Below are 16,202 nucleotides of genomic sequence, written 5' to 3' on the forward strand. Positions count from 1 at the left end.
ACGCTGCGCCATGTTCCATCGCTTCTTCACCGAGCTGCGCGTGGCGAAAATCCCGGTCTCCACCCGGGAATACCTCACCCTGCTTGAAGCCCTGCACAAGGGCGCCATCAACGCTGATCTCGACAGCTTCTACGCCGTCAGCCGGGCGGCGCTGGTCAAGGACGAGCGGCATTTCGACAAGTTCGACAAGGTCTTCGCCCGTGTCTTCGAGGGCATCGAGGCGCTGGGCGATCTGTTCAAGGGCGAGGACGTGCCCGAGGACTGGCTCCGCGCCGAGCTGATGCGCCACCTGTCCGACGAGGACAAGGCCGCCATCGAGGCGATGGATTTCGACGCGCTGATGGAGACGCTGCAACAGCGCCTGAAAGAGCAATCGGAACGCCATGAGGGCGGCAATAAATGGATCGGCACCGGCGGGAGCAGCCCCTATGGCCACTCCGGCTGGAACCCGGCCGGGGTGCGCATCGGCGGCGAGTCTCGCAACAAACAGGCGATCAAAGTATGGGAGCATCGAAGGTTCAAGGATCTCGATTCAGATCGCGAGCTGGGCACGCGCAATCTGAAAGTGGCGCTGCGGCGCTTGCGCCGTTTCGCCCGCGACGGCGCCGCCGAGGAGCTTGATCTCAAGGAAACCATCAATGCCACGGCACGCCAGGGTCATCTGGATGTGAAGATGCGCCCCGAGCGGCGCAACGCCATCAAGGTGCTGGTGTTTTTTGACGTGGGCGGGTCCATGGACCCGTATATCGATCTGACAGAGCGGCTCTTCTCGGCCGCTCGCTCTGTGTTCAAGAATCTCGAGTATTTCTACTTCCACAACTGCCCGTACGAGGCCGTGTGGCGCTCCAATCAGCGCCGCCGCCAGGAAGTCATCCCTGTCTGGGACGTGCTGCACAAATACCCCTCCGACTACAAGGTCGTGATCGTCGGCGACGCGGCCATGGCACCCAGCGAGATCACCCATCCCGGCGGCTCTGTGGAACACTGGAATGAGGAGGCCGGCGGCGTCTGGCTGCGCTGGATTCTGGAAACCTACCCCCATGCCGTCTGGCTCAATCCGACGCCGGAAAGCTGGTGGGCACACACCTATTCGGTTCAGCTGGTGCGCGAGATCATCGGGCCCCAGCGCATGTTCCCTCTGACGCTGGACGGCGTGGACCGGGCGATGAAGGCGCTGGCGCGTTGAGGCCCGCGCCCTGCGGTGCCGCGCCCGCTTGGGCGGCGCGCATCGGCGTCTTATAAGCTTGGCATCATGACTCGCTTTTCGCCCCTGCCCCCTGGACTGGACCTCGACGATCTCGCCGCGCGCACTGCGCCGCAGGCCTGCGAGGACATGGCTGGCGTACGCGATGGCGTGGACCGTCTGGATCGGGCGCTGGTCGCCCTGATCGCCGAGCGCACCCGCTACATGGCCGCCGCTGCCCGCATCAAGCCGGACCGCGCCGCCGTGCGCGACGAGGCGCGCATCGAAGATGTGGTGGAAAAGGTCTGCCACGCGGCGGCCCAGGCTGGGCTGCCCGTGACGCTGGCCGAACCGGTCTGGCGCGAACTGGTCGAACGCTCCATCGCCTACGAGCTGGATACCTTCGACCGCACGCGCGGCTAAAGACAGCCAGCCCCTCGCAGGCGCGTCCTCAGGCCGCGCGCGCAGCCTTCATGGCGTCCCGCGCGGCACTCGCAGCCGTATTCACAGCCTGCAGCGCGTCCGCATCATGGGGCCGGGTCTCCGCGGCGGCGCACGCCTCTCCCAGCTGCATGGCCCCGACGCCGCGCGCCGCGCCTTTGAGCGTATGGGCGGCGTCGCGCCAGGCTTGAGCATCACCGGGCGCGGCCTGCGACATGAGAGCTAGGCACGCCTCGATCTGACTGTCGAGGAGACCGAACAATTCCGCCTCCAGCGCCGCATCGCCGCCGGAATACCTGGCCAGATGGGCGCGATCGAGCACCTTCAGCCCATCCTGCTCGCCGTCATTCACTCCTGAGCCTCCAATATGTCGATCAGCGCCGCCACTGCGGCCTGAAGCTGGGCGTCCTCTCCGCGCGCCGCCTCGGCAGGCGGGTTGTCGACGCGGATGTCTGGCTGCAGCTCCTGGTTCTCCACCGGCCGGTCATCGGGATCCAAGACCGGAAGCTGGGGGATGCCGAACACCAGATCGCCGGTCATCAAGGTTTCCCACCAGACTGCGGTGCCCGTGCCGGGCACCGGCATGCCCACCAGCGGACCGACGCCGAACAGCTGGTAGACATAGGGGAACATGTGGGCGTTGGAATAATTGCCCTCATTCATCACCACGGCGCTCGGCCGTGACCAGCGCTCTTCGGGTGCACCACGGATGATCCGGTCGCGCGCCCGCAGCCGGAAGTAATCCTCGCCGGTCAGCAGGGTCAGCAGATCATCATGGAGCCAGCCGCCGCCATTGAAGCGGGTGTCGATGACCACCGCCTCACGATGAAAATTGCGGCCCAGCAGCTCGCCATAGACCTGGCGGTAGCCGGCATCATTCATGGAGCGGATGTGGGCGTAACCGATGCGCCCGCCCGAGGCCTCCTCAACGATCGCGCGCCGGCGCTCGATCCAGCGCTGATAGCGGGCCTGACTCTCCTGCCCCTGGCTATAGGGGCGCACGGTCAGCTCCCGCGCACGCCCGCCACGCGCAGGCTCTATCGTAATGCGGATGCGCGCGCCCGCGCGGCGGTTCAGCAGGCTGAACGGATTGACGCCTGCCTCCAGCGCGGTTCCGGCGATGGCGGTGATGCGCGCGCCGGGCCGGATGTCGAAGCCATCCCGGTCCAGCGGTCCGCCAGGCAGAACTTCAGCGATCACCAGACCGGGGCCATCTGCCGAGAGGTCATAGATCACGCCCAGCGACGCCGTGGAGTCGTTCACATTGCCCGTGTCCTGCGGGCGGAAGCGCATACCGGTATGGCTGGCGTTGAGCTGGCCCAGCATTTCCGACATCAGCAAGGCAAAATCCCGGCTGGTGGAGACCCCGGCGAGCTTGGGCTCGTAGGCTGCGCGCATGGCCGGCCAGTCGACGCCGTGGAAGCCGGGATCGTAGAATTTGTCGTCAACCTGGCGCCAGACATGCTCGAACAAATGGGCACGTTCGGAGTCGGCGCGCAGGCTCACTTCCGCGCTGATCGCCACCGGCGTCACCGTGCCACCCGGCAGGGTAACCTTGCGCAGATTGCCGTCGACCAGAAGGAAGGCGGTGCTGTCGTCAGCCAGCTGCAGGCTGGCGCTGCGCGCGTTGAGCTGGGCGATGCGCTTGGTTTCGCCCTTGTGCAGATCGTGCATCCACAGATCAAATCCGCCCTCGAACCGGGCAAGATAGTAGAGCGCTGACAGATCGGAATTGAGCCGGGCATCAGCCAGCTCAGACGAATGAATGGTCAGGCGCCGGGTGCGCTGCTCCACGGCGTCCAGATCGAGCTGGGTTGGCCCCTCCAGCGCCGCGCCGATCCAGTTGAAGAAGTCGGCCAGGGCACCATCGCGCTCGCCGGCGTCGTCGCCTTCTTCCATCTCCTCGGCCAGGGCGCGTTCCTGTTCGGTCAGATTGAACCGGTCCCAGGCCGACTGGGTCAGGAAGCCGGCCATCACGTCCTGCTGGGCACCCCAGCTGCCGTGACTGCGCGGACCATAACGGTTGGACACCCAGACGATCGCACCGCCGCCCTCATGCCATTGCGGGCTGTAGTCGCCATAGCCGGTCAGCGTGATGTCACGCGGCGGGGCGGATCCGTCCGCCGGTGCGACGCCGATATTGGCGTAGAAGAAATTGCCCGGCGTGAAGCTCGAGGCGATCCAGCGCGAATCCGGTGACCAGGAGAATTGCAGGTCGCCGTCCGAATAGGAGTAATTGAGCTCCGGCCCGAACACGGTGCGGCGATTGCGCCCCTGACGGGTCACGACGCTGATGGCATCGCGGTTCTCAATGAAAGCGATCAACTCGCCATTCGGGCTGTAGGCAGGCTGGAAGGCTTCGCCGCCGGGCTGGCTGTAGACCAGGCGCTCGCGCCAGGCGGTGGCGGCGGAAAAGCGCGGCTCGGACGTATCGGTCAGGCTGGTCTCGTAAATCGCCCAGGCCCCGTCGCGGTTGGAGGCGTAGAGCACCGAGCGGCCATCGGGAGAGAAACTCACCGAGCGCTCCTGCTCGGGGCTGTTTGTCAGGCGCACCGTGGTGGAAAAGTCGGCTGCGGTGACGAACACTTCGCCGCGCGCCACAAACGCCAGTTCCTGGCCGTCGGGCGACACCGCGAACTCACTGATCCGGCCCGCCACCGGGAAGGGCCGCGGCGCATCGCGCAAGGGCGGCGCTGACAGGCTTACATCCAGCCGGCGCGGTGCGTCTGCGCGGCGCACGCGATAGATATCGCCGTGCCAGGTGTATACCGCCAGCCCGTCACGGCTGACAGACAGATCGCGCGCCGGATGCGGGCCATGGTCCGTCAGCGGTGTGCGCGCACCGGTCTCCAGATCGAGATGATGGACATTGAACGCGCCCCCATCGATTTCGGACAGCAGGAGGAGCGATCCGTCATCGGCCCAGGCCGGAGCATGATCGCCGCCGGCATTGACAGAGACATTCTCGTGCGTGCCCGCCGCCAGATCGAACACCCAGACATCGCGGGCGAAGGAGGACACATCGCGCTGGCGTTCTGTGCTCTCATAGGCGCGTTCCTGGCGATAGGCGATGCGGGTGCCGTCCGGGCTCCAGCGCGCCTCATTGGCCGGTACGGTGGTGACCATGCGCGGCACGCCGCCGGTGATGGCGATCTCGTAAAGCTCGGGCAAGGCACCGGTGGGGAAATAGCTGGATTGGGCCGACGCGCCGCGCGCCGAGCTGAACAGAACGCGCTGGCCGTCAGGCGAAAAGTCTGACGGGCGGTCATCAGCCGAATGGTGGGTCAGCCGCGCAATTTGCGACCCATCCGCGCGCATGGCGAAAATATCGAGATTGCCGAACCGGTCATTGGCGAATGCGATCATGGATCCGTCCGGCGACCAGACCGGATGCCCGCTCCATCCCTCCCCTGTGGTGATGGGCGAGGCCGTCCCGCCCTCGGCGCTGACGCGCCAGAGCTGACCGTGAGCGGAAAAGACGATCTGGGTTCCGTCCGGGGACACAGCCGCGTGGCGCAGCCAATGCTCCGCCACGTCGGCCAGCGCCGCCCCTGTCCAGATTAACGCCGCTGCAAGCCCCGCCAGAATCGCGCGCATGGAATTCTCCCCGTTAAATCAGCGCTGCACGCTGGCATGCCGCGCACATGCGGGCAAGCATGATGCTTGACGCCGGGGCCCGGCGCGGGTCAATTGCCGCCATGACTGACACTGAAGACTTCCAATCACGCATCGGCGAGACCCGGCATTCAGACTGGTTCCTGGTGGACCAGGGCCGCGTGAACGGCTTTGCCGACATTACGCTGGATCACCAGTTCATCCATGTGGACCCGGAGCGGGCGAAAGCCGAAACCCCGTTCGGTGGCCCCATCGCCCACGGGTTTCTGACCCTGTCCATGCTCAGCCATTTCGCGGCCCAGTGCCTGCCCGCCTTCCCGGACAAGGCGATCGGCATCAATTACGGCTTTGACAAAGTGCGCTTCCTGAGCCCGGTGCCGGTGGGTGCGCGCATTCGCGGCAAGTTCACGCTCGCCAGCGCCGATCAGCGCAAGCCGGGCCAGATCCAGCTTGCCCATGATGTGGCGGTGGAGATCGAGAATTTCCCCACACCGGCTCTCGCCGCCCGCTGGCTCAGTCTCGTCGTTACCGGCTAGAATCAGACCGGCACGACAACGCGCCAGGCTGGCCGCGCCACCAGAACCATCCAAATGCAAAGCCCCGGACAATCGTCCGGGGCTTTGTCGTTCGGCTTGACGGCAAACGGATCAGCGGCGGCGGCGCGCGATGCGCTCGACTTCCGCCTGGACCTTTTCTTCGACGATAGAGGGCAGATTGTCATCCAGCCACTTCTTGAGCATCGGACGCATCATTTCACGCACGATCCCTTCCAGGGTCTGCCCCTGATCGGATGAGACGCGCAGATTGTCTGACAGGGCCGCGAACATGCCAGCCGCAAGGCTTGCCGGCGCAGCGTCCACCAGCAAATCGTCATCGGCGTCGGGCTCAGACACCGGGGCGGGGCGCGGCGCGGCTGCCACGGGCTCAGGGGCCGGTTCGGGTTCGTCCTCCAGCTCGTCTTCGCGATCAACGATCATGAGATCATCCGCAATCGCCATCGGTGTCGTGCCGCCGGACAGAGCATCGTCTTCGATGCGGTCGGTCAGTTCCAGAACATCTTCCTCGTCCATCGCCATATCCATCGCCTCGGGCTCAGGATCGGGTTCAGGCTCCGGCTCGGATGCAGCAGCCTCCGGTTCGGATGAGGCATCGGCCTGCGGCTCCGGAGCGGACTGTTCTGCAGGCTTGGCCTCATCATCTTCATTGATGATGCGGCGAATGGAGGCGAGGATCTCCTCCATTGTCGGTTCCTGGTCGGCGCTTTCCTGAGCCATAACGATGTCCTTGCTCCGTCGAGGGGAAACGGTCGCGCCGAACTTAGGCGCTACCGCGCGTCCCTGTCCAGCTTCGGGGACGCCGGATAGACGTTAATTCCAAGGAATTAAGTTGAAGTTAGGCCACCGGGCGCGGCTGTCATCGCCTGTATCGGCTTCCCCGGTGACCGCAAGCCCGAGATCGCGGGCGCTGAGCAGGCCCAATGTCTGCAACAGGCCATAGCTGGCGACCGCCAGGTCGCGCTCGGCGCGGACCAGCTCAAGGCGCGAATTGAGCAATTCCTGTTCGGCGTTGAGCACGTCCAGCGTTGTGCGAAGCCCGACAAAGGCCTCCTGCTCCACACCCTCGAACGCGATCTCGTTGGCGCGCACGGCCTCGCGGCTTGATTCGATCACCGCCTGGGCAGCCAGATAGGTGTTCCAGGCGTTGGATACCGCCTCGATCACCTGACGGCGCGTGGTCAGACCGGCAAGGCGCGCTTCGTCGGCGGAGGCTTGCGCCTCGCGCACACGCGACTGGTTCAGCCCGCCGGTGAAGATCGGCACGCTGACGCGCGCCTGGACCGAGGCGGAACCGCGCGCCTGTCCGGAGAACGCCGAATCGCGGCTCTCATTGACAGACGCGCTGAGCGACACTTCCGGCAGCATTGTCCCGCGCGCCACCCGGATGCCTTCGCGGGCGGCCAGCTCATTGAACTCCACCGCGCGCAGGTCAGGATTATTGTCCAGCGCCAGATTCTGAGCACCCTCCAGCGCGTCGGGCAAACCGGCGCCCGGTCCGATCAGATCCGGCTGAACCGGGTCAACGCCGGTGACGCGGGCATAGGCAGCCCGGGATGCGGCCAGCGCTGACTGAGCGCCGGACAGCTGGGCGCGTGCGCCGGACAGGCGCGCTTCGGCCTGGGCAACATCGGTGCGGGTAATCTCGCCCACTTCAAACCGGTCGCGTGCAGCACGCAGCTGCTCGCCAAGCACCTCAACGTTATTGGAGCGGATGGAGACGATCTGCTGATCGCGGGTTACATTGGCGTGGGCCGACACGGCGTCGAACAGCACGTTCTGCTCCACGGCGCGCAGCCGCTCGCGTCCAGCCTCAAGGCGCGCCTCGGCCGCATTGATCGAACCGCGGGTACGGCCGCCGCGATAGAGCGGCTGGCTCAATTGAGCCCCCACGGAGCTGGATCCGTCCCCGCCGCCACCAGCGCCGCCAAAGCCGCTTGCGCCCCAGGTCTCGGATTCCGACAGCGTGGCGCTGGCCGACACGCTCGGCAACATCGCGGATCGCGCCTGCACCAAACCTTCTGTGCTCTGGCGCAAACGGGCGCGTTCGGCCTGGAGCTGGGGATTGGTGCGGTAAGCCGCTGACAGCGTCTCTTCGAGTGACTGAGACCAGCCCGCCGGGGCGGCCATGGTCATCATCCCCGCTGCCAGTGCAGAAGTGATCAGATATTTCATAGCGCCCTCATGCCCTTCGAGCTTGCCCGGTCAAGCTCCTATCTGGTCACATATAACGCAAAAGCAAAAGTGAACAGCGTTCACTTCATTAAATTTTTGCGAGTGTTTCGTCCTGCCCGGTCCTCAGAACACGAACCCGGGCTGCGGCTCGAAGCCCGGAAGGAAAGGCGGCGCAGAATCAAACACCGCGCGCTCACCGATTGAACGCGCCGAGCGTTTGAAAACCGTCGCGCGTCCCACCTCGCCGGAGCGCAAGATCACGACCAGGCGCCCGCCTTCCGCCAGCTGGTCCAGCCAGGCGGCAGGTGCCTGCGCGACAGCGCCGTTGACGAAGATCACGTCAAACGGCCCCTGTCCGGGCAAGCCGTCGGCCAGCGGGCCCTCGACAATGACGGCGTTATCTGCACCGGCCGCTGCCAGGCGGTCGCCTGCTTTGGCCGCCATGGCCGCATCGCTTTCCAGTCCGACGACTGTTTCGGCCAGACGCGCCAGCACAGCGGTGGAGTAGCCGAGCCCACATGCGATATCGAGCACCACTTCAGTGGAGAGAATACCGGCCGCTTCAGCCAGCTTGGCGAAGTCGCGCGGGCTGAGCATGGCCCGCCCGCCCGGCAGGGCAATCTGTGTATCCGCGTAAGCCCGCCCCATCTGGGATTTGGGTACAAAGCGCTCTCGGGGTATGGCGGCCATGGCATCCTGCAGACGGATATCCGTCACGTCGCTGGGACGCACCTGGCTATTGACCATGGCGAGGCGGGCCTGGGTGAAATCGGACACGGGGCGCGACCTTGTGGCTGGTCCGGCGGTGCGGACGAAACAGTGACCGCCGCGCTTATATCCCGCCCGCTTCCCGGGCGGCAAGGCGCGGGGCGAGGCGCATGCAGCGCGCTGCAGTCAAGCGCGTTGCGGGGCGCGCGCTGCTTGGCTATGAAAGGGGTTCTGCTCAGGAGCGGCGCCATGGCGGAGTGGTGACGCAGAGGACTGCAAATCCTTGCACCCCGGTTCGATTCCGGGTGGCGCCTCCAGAGCCCTTCCCCCCGAACCGGCAGCCTTCATTCCGCCGCTGCCGCGTTCGGGTGATCCAGCACACCGGCCTCGATCAGGTGCGGGCGCAGCCGGCCGGTGAAAGCCAGAAACGTCATGCGGTAATCACTGATCAGCGACCAGAGCGGATGGTCGAACGTGGCGGGCTTGTTGCGCTCCACGAAGGCGTGGCTGACCCAGGCGAAGCCATACCCGAACACCGGAAACAGGATCAGGGCCCACCAGGTTTGGGTGACCAGCGCAAACACCAGTGAGGCCGTGGCCAGCACCGTGCCTGCATAATGGAGATAGCGCGTGGGCATCAGCGCGTGTTCACGCAGATAATAGGGCCAGAACCCGGCATAGGTATCAGCGCGCTTGGCCATGTGCGTCCCTCCCCTATCGAATGCGGCGGCTTCGACCCGCGCATGCTGTTGAGCGAAGGCTAGCATGACCGGGCCCCGGCGCGAAACGCCTTGACGGTCAGTGTCCGGCATCATCCGCGAGATCGGGAATTTTCTGTTAACGTTAGGGCGGTGTTAACCGGTGATTCGGTAAATCTTTACGCGTCTTCCCTCGAAGACACCCCACCATCCACCCAATGCCTTTTCGGGAGCCCCTTCGGCTCCCGATTTTTTTTGACCTGAGGTCCGGCGAGGGTGCAATGGAGTGCCGTGAGCGGCTTGCACGGGGCGCACAGCGTTGCTAAACACCAGCCTCCGTCGCGCACGGTGTATTCCCCGGTAGCTCAGTTGGTAGAGCAATCGACTGTTAATCGATCGGTCGCTGGTTCGAGTCCGGCCCGGGGAGCCATCGCCTGAAGCCATGATTGGCTGTAGCCACGGCGGCACTTCAAATTCTTGTTTTCGGGCGGGAAGCCGGCAGGTGCCGGCGTGACCTGGCCTGCGTGCACACGCTCCTGCCTGGCCGGGCTCCTCCCGCATGGTGTTGGGCAAGGCCACCGGGTTCGCTCTTGCCGGCATGGCCCATGGCGCTGGCGGCTTGAGGGTGCCTTCAAGGCCCCCTGCGCCATGGCCTTCAACACGCGGCCCGCCACACGAACCCGCACAAAGGCATCAGGCTTTGCTCAGGCCGTTCAGGCCATGCGCAGCGGCCGTGCGTCCGGTTTCGGTTATGAACCCGCCCCGGCAGCCGGCTGCGGCGAACGGCCGCCACCCTCGCCGGCGACGGCACGCCCGGTATCATCAGCGCCCGACCCGCCGCCGTCGTCAAACGATGCCCAGGCCAACAGGCTGTCTCCGGCCTGTATGGCCAGCCACTGGTAGGGCGTATCCATCACCCGGCGAATTTCGGTATCGGCATTGTCGAGGACGTAGTCGGTGCCGTCCACATTGAGCACCAACACGGCGTGATGACCCGTCAGCTGTGACCATACGAGCGCCATGCGCATGGTCTGCGGGGCCACGCCGGCCGCCAGCAGCATGGCACGCTTTTCCAGCGCATAGTCTTCGCAGTCCCCATAGATCACGCCATGCATGGACAGGGGCAGCGTCCAGTAATCTTCCACCCCCCAGACCTCCAGATCGGATCGATAGGTGATGGCCTGGTTCACAAAGCTGTTGATGGCGCGTGCCATGTCGAGCGCCGCGCCGGGTTGTTGGACTGTCTCCACGACCGGGACCGGGACCGGGACAACCGCCTCGCCCGCCTTGGCATCTGCGGGCGCTCCATCGCCGGCCGTGCGCACGGTCTTGGTTGAGAGATCCGGGGACCTGGCGTCACCGAGCTCACATTCGCCGGGGTTGCGAACGCAAAACTCGAACAACCCCATGGGCGCCGCCACCGGCATACCCGGCATGAGTTGCGTCGGCGCGCCCCCAGTCGTGGCGCAGGCTGTGCAGGCCAACGCTGAGACCACCAGGATCACCGGCTTGCGGATCAGGTTGAAGGCGACAGTGCGCAGCCGCTTGAACAACGTTGAAGCCATTTTTCTCTCCCACGGATGACGCGGGAAAGATGGCGTCTAGAAAACAAAACGAAGTCAAAAAAGACGGTTAATCGCAATTAATGCTAATAAAGTTTTATCGTAATGGTTTTTGTTTTTGAATTCAATGCAACTGTTTCATTTTGAGACAGCTCTTGACTGAATCCGCATCGTGTACAGATGATGCGTGGGCCCTCATGACGCGGCAAAGCCCGCGCCGCCATGAGCGGTGCGGGCCTGATCAGATGATTTCAGTAAAAGGGGTAAGCTTCAGCCCGGGAGGCACCAGGCCGTGCGATGCGCCGGGCTCGGGACGCTCCTCCAGGAGCGTTGCCCGGGCGCGTATGAGGCGTCAGGCCGCGATCATGGTTCGCACGGCGAGACCAAGGGCGATCCAGAAGCCTGCGCAGACCAGCAACGTCACACCATACGACAGGGCAAGCGGATAGCGCTCTTCAAAGATGTCGCACTCACCGTCGGCGTCACCATGGATGAACGCGTCTGCCAGTTGCGCCTGCAAATCGCGCGCGGGCGATAGGCCGGCAGCACCGGGCGCGTCGCCAGCATGACGACTGGCATCCCGGTCAAGGGTCACATCAAGGATTGGCTCGAAAGTCCTGGCCGCAGCGTCCGGCGCGGACACGAAATCCATATCGGCAATGCGGCTGGCTCTGGGCATGACAGGACCTTTTTGATCAGTCTACTCAGATCACTATGTATGGCGCAGCCGAATATTTCCTTAAACAGGCGCTTATCAGTTGTTCACCATAAATACCGGTGACCCGCTTGCGCCTGCGGTCTCGTGCCCTCGCCCGGTCCGGCGCACACCGGGATCACGTGCTGAGGAAGCTGACCCTGCCCGCCATCAGGCAGGCCGCGGTCAGCACGCCGGTCTGATAGGCTCCGGTGTCCAGGCCGATCCGGCGCTGATCGGCGAACGGCCCGGGGGCCGGGGTGTGTCCATGCACAATAATGCGTGGCAGCGTGCGGCTATCGTTCAGGAAGGCGTCGCGCACCCACAGAAGGCTGGCCTCGTCCTGTTGATCGAGCGGGGTCTCGGGATCGACGCCGGCATGGGCGAAGAAATAACATCCGCGCTCGGCCGAAAGTGCGAGCTGCTGATAGAAAGACAAATGCCCGGTCGGCAGTTGCGCGGCCAGGTCCGCACTGGTCTTCACCCAGCCCGCCTCGTCCAGACGGCCCAGGGGCGCGCGCACGCCATAGCTGATCAGCGTTTCGCCACCGCCAAATTGCGCCCAGGACGGTCCGACTTGTGGATTGGACAGGAAGTCGAGCAAGGTCGCTTCGTGATTGCCCTTCAGGTACGTGCACGTAAACGTGTCGGGAAACGGGTCGGACAGAAGAAAGCTGACCACTCCCGCTGAATCCTGACCGCGGTCGATATAGTCGCCCAGGAAAATGATTTCAGCCGGGGTGCCGGCTGCGTGATCAATGATGCGCTGTGACAGCCGCTCAAGCAGGTCGAGGCGTCCGTGGATATCGCCAACGGCGTAGATCATCTGCTCGGGCGGTGCGGGACGCGGCTCTGTGCTGCCCAGCCAGCGCCGCCACCAGGGCAATGTCGATGCGCTCATAGGCAGGTGCCCGCATCATGGCCGCACCGGACCGGCCGCGGACGGTCAGTTCGAATAATATTTGCGATACGAGCGATAGTAATATCCTGACGTGTCATAGCCATACCGCGCCTGGGCTTCCATATCGACGCCATTGAGGGTCACCCCCAGCACGCGCGCCTTGGATGCCCGCAGCTCCTGCAGCGCGCGCCGCACAATATTGACACTGCTCTTGCGCCAGCGGGCCGTGACCACCACGGCATCGGCCTGGGACGCGATAACGCGGGTATCGGCGACCGCCAGAACCGGCGCTGTATCCAGAATAATCTGGTCATAACGCTCGCGCAGCGTATCGAGCAGCTCGCCGAAGCCGCGCGAGCTGAACACGTCCTGAGGCGTGAAGGTCGCATCGCGCAGCGGCAGGAAATGCAGCGGGGTCGCTTCGTCGGTCGCGATGGCAGCGTCCAGGTCCACCGAGCCGGACAGCACTTCCAGCAAGCCGGCCGGCACATCCGGTGCGAGAGCCTTCGTCAAAAGGCGCCGGCGCAGGTCGGTATCGACCACGATCACACGCGCACCGGCCATCGCCGATACCCGGCCGAGGCACAGTGACAGGGTTGTCTTGCCCTCACCGGGCACCGCCGACGTGATGGCGACCACCTGGGCTGTGTCATCGATCGCGCTGACGCGAATGGCCGACTTGATGGTTCGGAAGGCCTCGGCAAAACTCGACAGCGGTTTATCGACCACGTACTGGCCCGGATCGGCACCGCCGGAATTACCGCCCAGACGCTTGAGCAGACCTGCCTTGATCAAGGGCACAGAGGCGATGTGCGCAACGCCAAGCTGGCGCTCGATATCGGCTTCGCTGTTCAGGCCGTTATCCAGCATTTCCAGGACAAACACCACGCCCACCCCGGCAACGCCTGCCAGAACAAGCCCCAGGGCGAGGTTCAGCATCAGGTTTGGCGCGCTGGGCGCCAATGGCAAGGACGCCGCAGACACGATGCGCGCGTCGGCTTCGGCGAGGCCATCGGCTTCTGATGTCTGCCGGAAGCGGTTCAGGAAAGATTCAAACAGGGCGCGGCTGGCTTCGGCCTCGCGCTCAAGTTCTCGCAGGCGCACAATCGCGCTGTTGTTCTGTGCAAGCTCGCCGCGGGTCTCCGACAGGCTTTGCTCCAGTGACCGCACACGCTGATTGGCGATATTCACCTCATTTTCGAGGCTCGCAACGATCCGCTGGATCTCGCGGTCAATCTGGTCCTCGATATCGGCCAGCTCCCTCCGCGCCGTCAGGATCTGGGGATGGCGCGGACCGTAGCGGCTCAGCAGTTCTGCCTGACGCCGGGTTACCTCGGCCAATTGGCGGCGCAAATCCTGGATGGTCGATGAGCGCAGCACCTCGCCTATGGTGTCGGCGCTGACGCCGCGATCAAGCTGGCTGCGAACGGCATTGAGGCGTGCCAGCGACTCGGCCCGTTCGGCGCGCTGGATCGCCAGTTGCGAATTGAGGTCGGCGACCTGTTGCTCGGCGATTGTGGAGCCCTGCGCGTCGATCAACCCGGCCTGTTCGCGGTACTGCGCGACGGCCTGCTCACGCACGCGCACTTCTTCGCGAAGCGTATCCACCCGTTCATTCAGCCAGACATTGGCGCGCTCTGTCGCTTCAAACTTCGCCTCCAGCTGGGTGAGAAGATACAGATCGCCATAGGTATTGGCGATGTCGCGCGCCAGAGATGGGTTTTCCGAGGTCACCGATATATTGACCACGTATGTCAGCCCCGAACGGCGGATGCTGACGGCTTCCTTCAGCGCGCTGATCACCCGCTCGCGGACCTGCTGTTCTTCTTCGTCCTGCGCAAGCGCCCGCCCGCCCGCAGGAACGAGGGCGCGCACAAAACCGGCGAGGCTGGACCGGATCGCGTCCACCAGGCCTGGCTCTTGCAGATCAGCATTGAATTCCGGGACCGAGACCAGATCCATGCGGTCAACCACGGCCCCGACCAGCGCGCGGCTGCGCAGCACTTCGGCCTCGGTGTCCACCATCGCTGAATCCGGCGCCATGCCTGACAGGACCGCTTCGATATCAACCACGCGCGCCTGGCGCACATTCAGCAGGACGCTGGAGACGGCGGTATATTTGGGGGTCATCTGCAAGGTGACGACCGCCACGGTGGTAAACACCAGCGCGCCGACAGCGATGAGGGTCCAGAACCGGCGCCGGAATACGGTCAGCAATTGACTCAGATCGATGAGGTCATCATCGCTGGAGTCAGGCCGGGACGGAACGGTCGTGTCGGTCATGGTTTCACTTTAAGCCCAGCAAAAAGGCCGCCGCAATGCGGCGGCCTTTGACGGTTGCAGTTAACGCTCGGCTATCGGCGCAGCACGAGGCTGCACATCACCGAGTTGCGGGTGAAGTCGCGACCCGCCCCCGCACCGGACGAGGTTTGCTCCATATAGGTGTACGTGGCTCTGACCCCTGCCGAGCGGTTGAGCATGTAGGTCGCGCCCGCATTCGCCGAAAGACGCTCGTCGGTGCGCGCCACACCCGAGTAATCATCCTCGCCCCAGCGCGCACCCGCGGACAGGATGATATTGCGGCGCAATTCGTGATCGACGCTCACGCCTGCTTCGGTGTTGAAGTAACCGGCCACACCAGCGATAGCGGCATCCTGCACCGACCGCGACGCATGAGCGGTCACGGTCGTCAGAGGGGTGGGGAACCACTCCACCATCGCATCAACACTCATACCCGATTGCTTGGCGATGGTTGCGTCGTCGTAGTCTTGCTCGGTGTAACCGATCCCGACAGCACCGCGCGCCACGCCGCGAATGTCAAAGTCAACACCGCCGTCGAGCGTGTAGCCGCTCGAATTGCGATCCAGACCCACAGCCGGAGGGCTCAGGCGATAATCCTTGTCGTTCAGGCGCAGGCGCACAAACACCGCCGTGTCCGGGCTGATCGCAGCGTCGGCGCGGAGCGTGGCCCCGTAATCGGTGCGATCACGGAAGTTCTGGTCGGCAATGCCGCCCCCGAACAAAGGCACGCTGTCATAATCAATCTCGGCATAGGTCAGGCGGGACTGCAGGCGCAGCCGTCCGGACATGTGTTCGCCGCCAACAAACGCGCTCAGCGTGTCAAACTCGATCGGTTCGGCGGCCGCGCCGGCAGCCCCGGCCGAGGTGCGCGGCTCGGTCGCGGTGGCGTAGCGCGCACCCGCGTCAATGAAGCTCTGCCGCTGCAGATCCACGCGGCCGGATGTTCCCACCGTATAGGTGACCGTGTTCTCGTCATCGAACTCGAAATAATTCTTGCTCGTGAGCGAGGCGTCGAAGGACAGGCCGTGATTGGACCACAGCGTGTTCCCGCTGATGCGCGGGGTCACGGAAAAAGCGGTGTCTGATTGGGCCTGTGTCGGCGTCGCGAAGACGTTGTCGGTCCATTCCAGATCGGTCTGGAGCTCAGGCCTCAGCACCCAGGCACCGGCGCGCACACCCGCCGCATCGTACTCGGGACGCGGGCGCTGCATGACCGAGACATTGCGGTCGCGCGAGAACATATTGTCCGGGGTGGTGACCTGGGCGGCCGCGGGAGCCGACACGGCGATCATCCCCACGAGCGACGCACCGCAGACTGACACGGTTAAAGCTGCTTTATTCATCGTCGCCCCCAATAACTGAACATTCAG

At 64.6% G+C, this 16,202-nt stretch carries 14 protein-coding genes and 2 tRNA genes; 5 read left to right on the forward strand and 11 right to left on the reverse strand.

The features are described from left to right. Positions 1 to 10 precede the first annotated feature (10 nt). Together L2D00_06410 and L2D00_06415 are read left to right on the forward strand one after the other, a co-directional pair. Positions 11 to 1,186: a VWA domain-containing protein gene (locus tag L2D00_06410; protein WBQ14313.1), complete on the forward strand. Its 1,176-nt coding sequence runs from the start codon at positions 11 to 13 to the stop codon at positions 1,184 to 1,186. Positions 1,187 to 1,252: 66 nt separating this feature from the next. Next, on the forward strand, positions 1,253 to 1,606 hold the full coding sequence (locus L2D00_06415; GenBank protein ID WBQ14314.1) for a chorismate mutase: 354 nt from the start codon (positions 1,253 to 1,255) through the stop codon (positions 1,604 to 1,606). A 28-nt stretch (positions 1,607 to 1,634) separates the two neighbouring features. Here the strand turns inward: L2D00_06415 and L2D00_06420 are convergent, their stop codons facing one another. Beyond that, complete coding sequence (locus L2D00_06420) at positions 1,635 to 1,976, reverse strand: Hpt domain-containing protein (protein WBQ14315.1); 342 nt, start codon at positions 1,974 to 1,976, stop codon at positions 1,635 to 1,637. Beyond that, complete coding sequence (locus tag L2D00_06425) at positions 1,973 to 5,221, reverse strand: S41 family peptidase (GenBank protein WBQ14316.1); 3,249 nt, start codon at positions 5,219 to 5,221, stop codon at positions 1,973 to 1,975. Before L2D00_06425 ends, L2D00_06420 begins: the two co-directional genes overlap by 4 nt. Positions 5,222 to 5,280: 59 nt before the next feature. Here L2D00_06425 and L2D00_06430 point away from each other — a divergent pair, with 59 nt between their 5' ends. After that, the gene (locus tag L2D00_06430) at positions 5,281 to 5,775 is read left to right on the forward strand and encodes a MaoC family dehydratase (GenBank protein WBQ14317.1); all 495 of its coding nucleotides are present in this window, start codon (positions 5,281 to 5,283) and stop codon (positions 5,773 to 5,775) included. A gap of 111 nt (positions 5,776 to 5,886) precedes the next feature. Here L2D00_06430 and L2D00_06435 read toward each other — a convergent pair whose 3' ends face one another. From L2D00_06435 to L2D00_06445, 3 genes are all read right to left on the reverse strand, one after another. Then, positions 5,887 to 6,513 carry a DUF2497 domain-containing protein gene (locus L2D00_06435; GenBank protein WBQ14318.1) on the reverse strand — a complete coding sequence of 209 codons (627 nt, stop codon included), beginning with the start codon at positions 6,511 to 6,513 and terminating at the stop codon, positions 5,887 to 5,889. A 93-nt stretch (positions 6,514 to 6,606) separates the two neighbouring features. After that, positions 6,607 to 7,968, reverse strand: coding sequence for a TolC family outer membrane protein (locus L2D00_06440; GenBank protein WBQ14319.1), 1,362 nt, complete (start codon positions 7,966 to 7,968; stop codon positions 6,607 to 6,609). A gap of 123 nt (positions 7,969 to 8,091) precedes the next feature. Then, positions 8,092 to 8,745, reverse strand: a complete 654-nt coding sequence (locus tag L2D00_06445; GenBank protein ID WBQ14320.1) for a protein-L-isoaspartate O-methyltransferase — start codon at positions 8,743 to 8,745, stop codon at positions 8,092 to 8,094. A 174-nt stretch (positions 8,746 to 8,919) separates the two neighbouring features. On the opposite strand from L2D00_06445, the gene L2D00_06450 reads away from it, so the two are divergent. After that, positions 8,920 to 8,993: transfer RNA gene (locus tag L2D00_06450), tRNA-Cys, on the forward strand. A gap of 27 nt (positions 8,994 to 9,020) precedes the next feature. On the opposite strand, the gene L2D00_06455 is transcribed toward L2D00_06450, so the two are convergent. Next, entirely contained in the window at positions 9,021 to 9,377 is a 357-nt protein-coding gene (locus L2D00_06455; protein WBQ14321.1) for a DUF962 domain-containing protein, read from the reverse strand. A 351-nt stretch (positions 9,378 to 9,728) separates the two neighbouring features. Here L2D00_06455 and L2D00_06460 point away from each other — a divergent pair. Continuing rightward, positions 9,729 to 9,804, forward strand: a tRNA-Asn gene (locus L2D00_06460). Between the two features lie 319 nt (positions 9,805 to 10,123). On the opposite strand, the gene L2D00_06465 is transcribed toward L2D00_06460, so the two are convergent. The 5 genes from L2D00_06465 to L2D00_06485 all read right to left on the reverse strand — a co-directional run bounded on the left by L2D00_06465 (position 10,124) and on the right by L2D00_06485 (position 16,115). Next, a complete protein-coding gene (locus tag L2D00_06465; protein ID WBQ14322.1) occupies positions 10,124 to 10,939 on the reverse strand; it encodes a transglutaminase-like cysteine peptidase in 816 nt (271 codons plus the stop codon). A gap of 349 nt (positions 10,940 to 11,288) precedes the next feature. After that, positions 11,289 to 11,615 (reverse strand): hypothetical protein, encoded by a 327-nt coding sequence (locus L2D00_06470; GenBank protein WBQ14323.1) that lies wholly within the window; start codon positions 11,613 to 11,615, stop codon positions 11,289 to 11,291. A gap of 154 nt (positions 11,616 to 11,769) precedes the next feature. After that, positions 11,770 to 12,531 (reverse strand): serine/threonine protein phosphatase, encoded by a 762-nt coding sequence (locus L2D00_06475; protein WBQ14324.1) that lies wholly within the window; start codon positions 12,529 to 12,531, stop codon positions 11,770 to 11,772. 45 nt (positions 12,532 to 12,576) lie between these two features. Next, positions 12,577 to 14,814, reverse strand: coding sequence for a polysaccharide biosynthesis tyrosine autokinase (locus L2D00_06480; protein WBQ14325.1), 2,238 nt, complete (start codon positions 14,812 to 14,814; stop codon positions 12,577 to 12,579). A 71-nt stretch (positions 14,815 to 14,885) separates the two neighbouring features. Continuing rightward, complete coding sequence (locus L2D00_06485) at positions 14,886 to 16,115, reverse strand: outer membrane beta-barrel protein (GenBank protein WBQ14326.1); 1,230 nt, start codon at positions 16,113 to 16,115, stop codon at positions 14,886 to 14,888. Positions 16,116 to 16,202 lie beyond the last annotated feature (87 nt).

The organism is Hyphomonadaceae bacterium BL14, from assembly GCA_027627705.1.
Taxonomy (GTDB): domain Bacteria; phylum Pseudomonadota; class Alphaproteobacteria; order Caulobacterales; family Maricaulaceae; genus Oceanicaulis.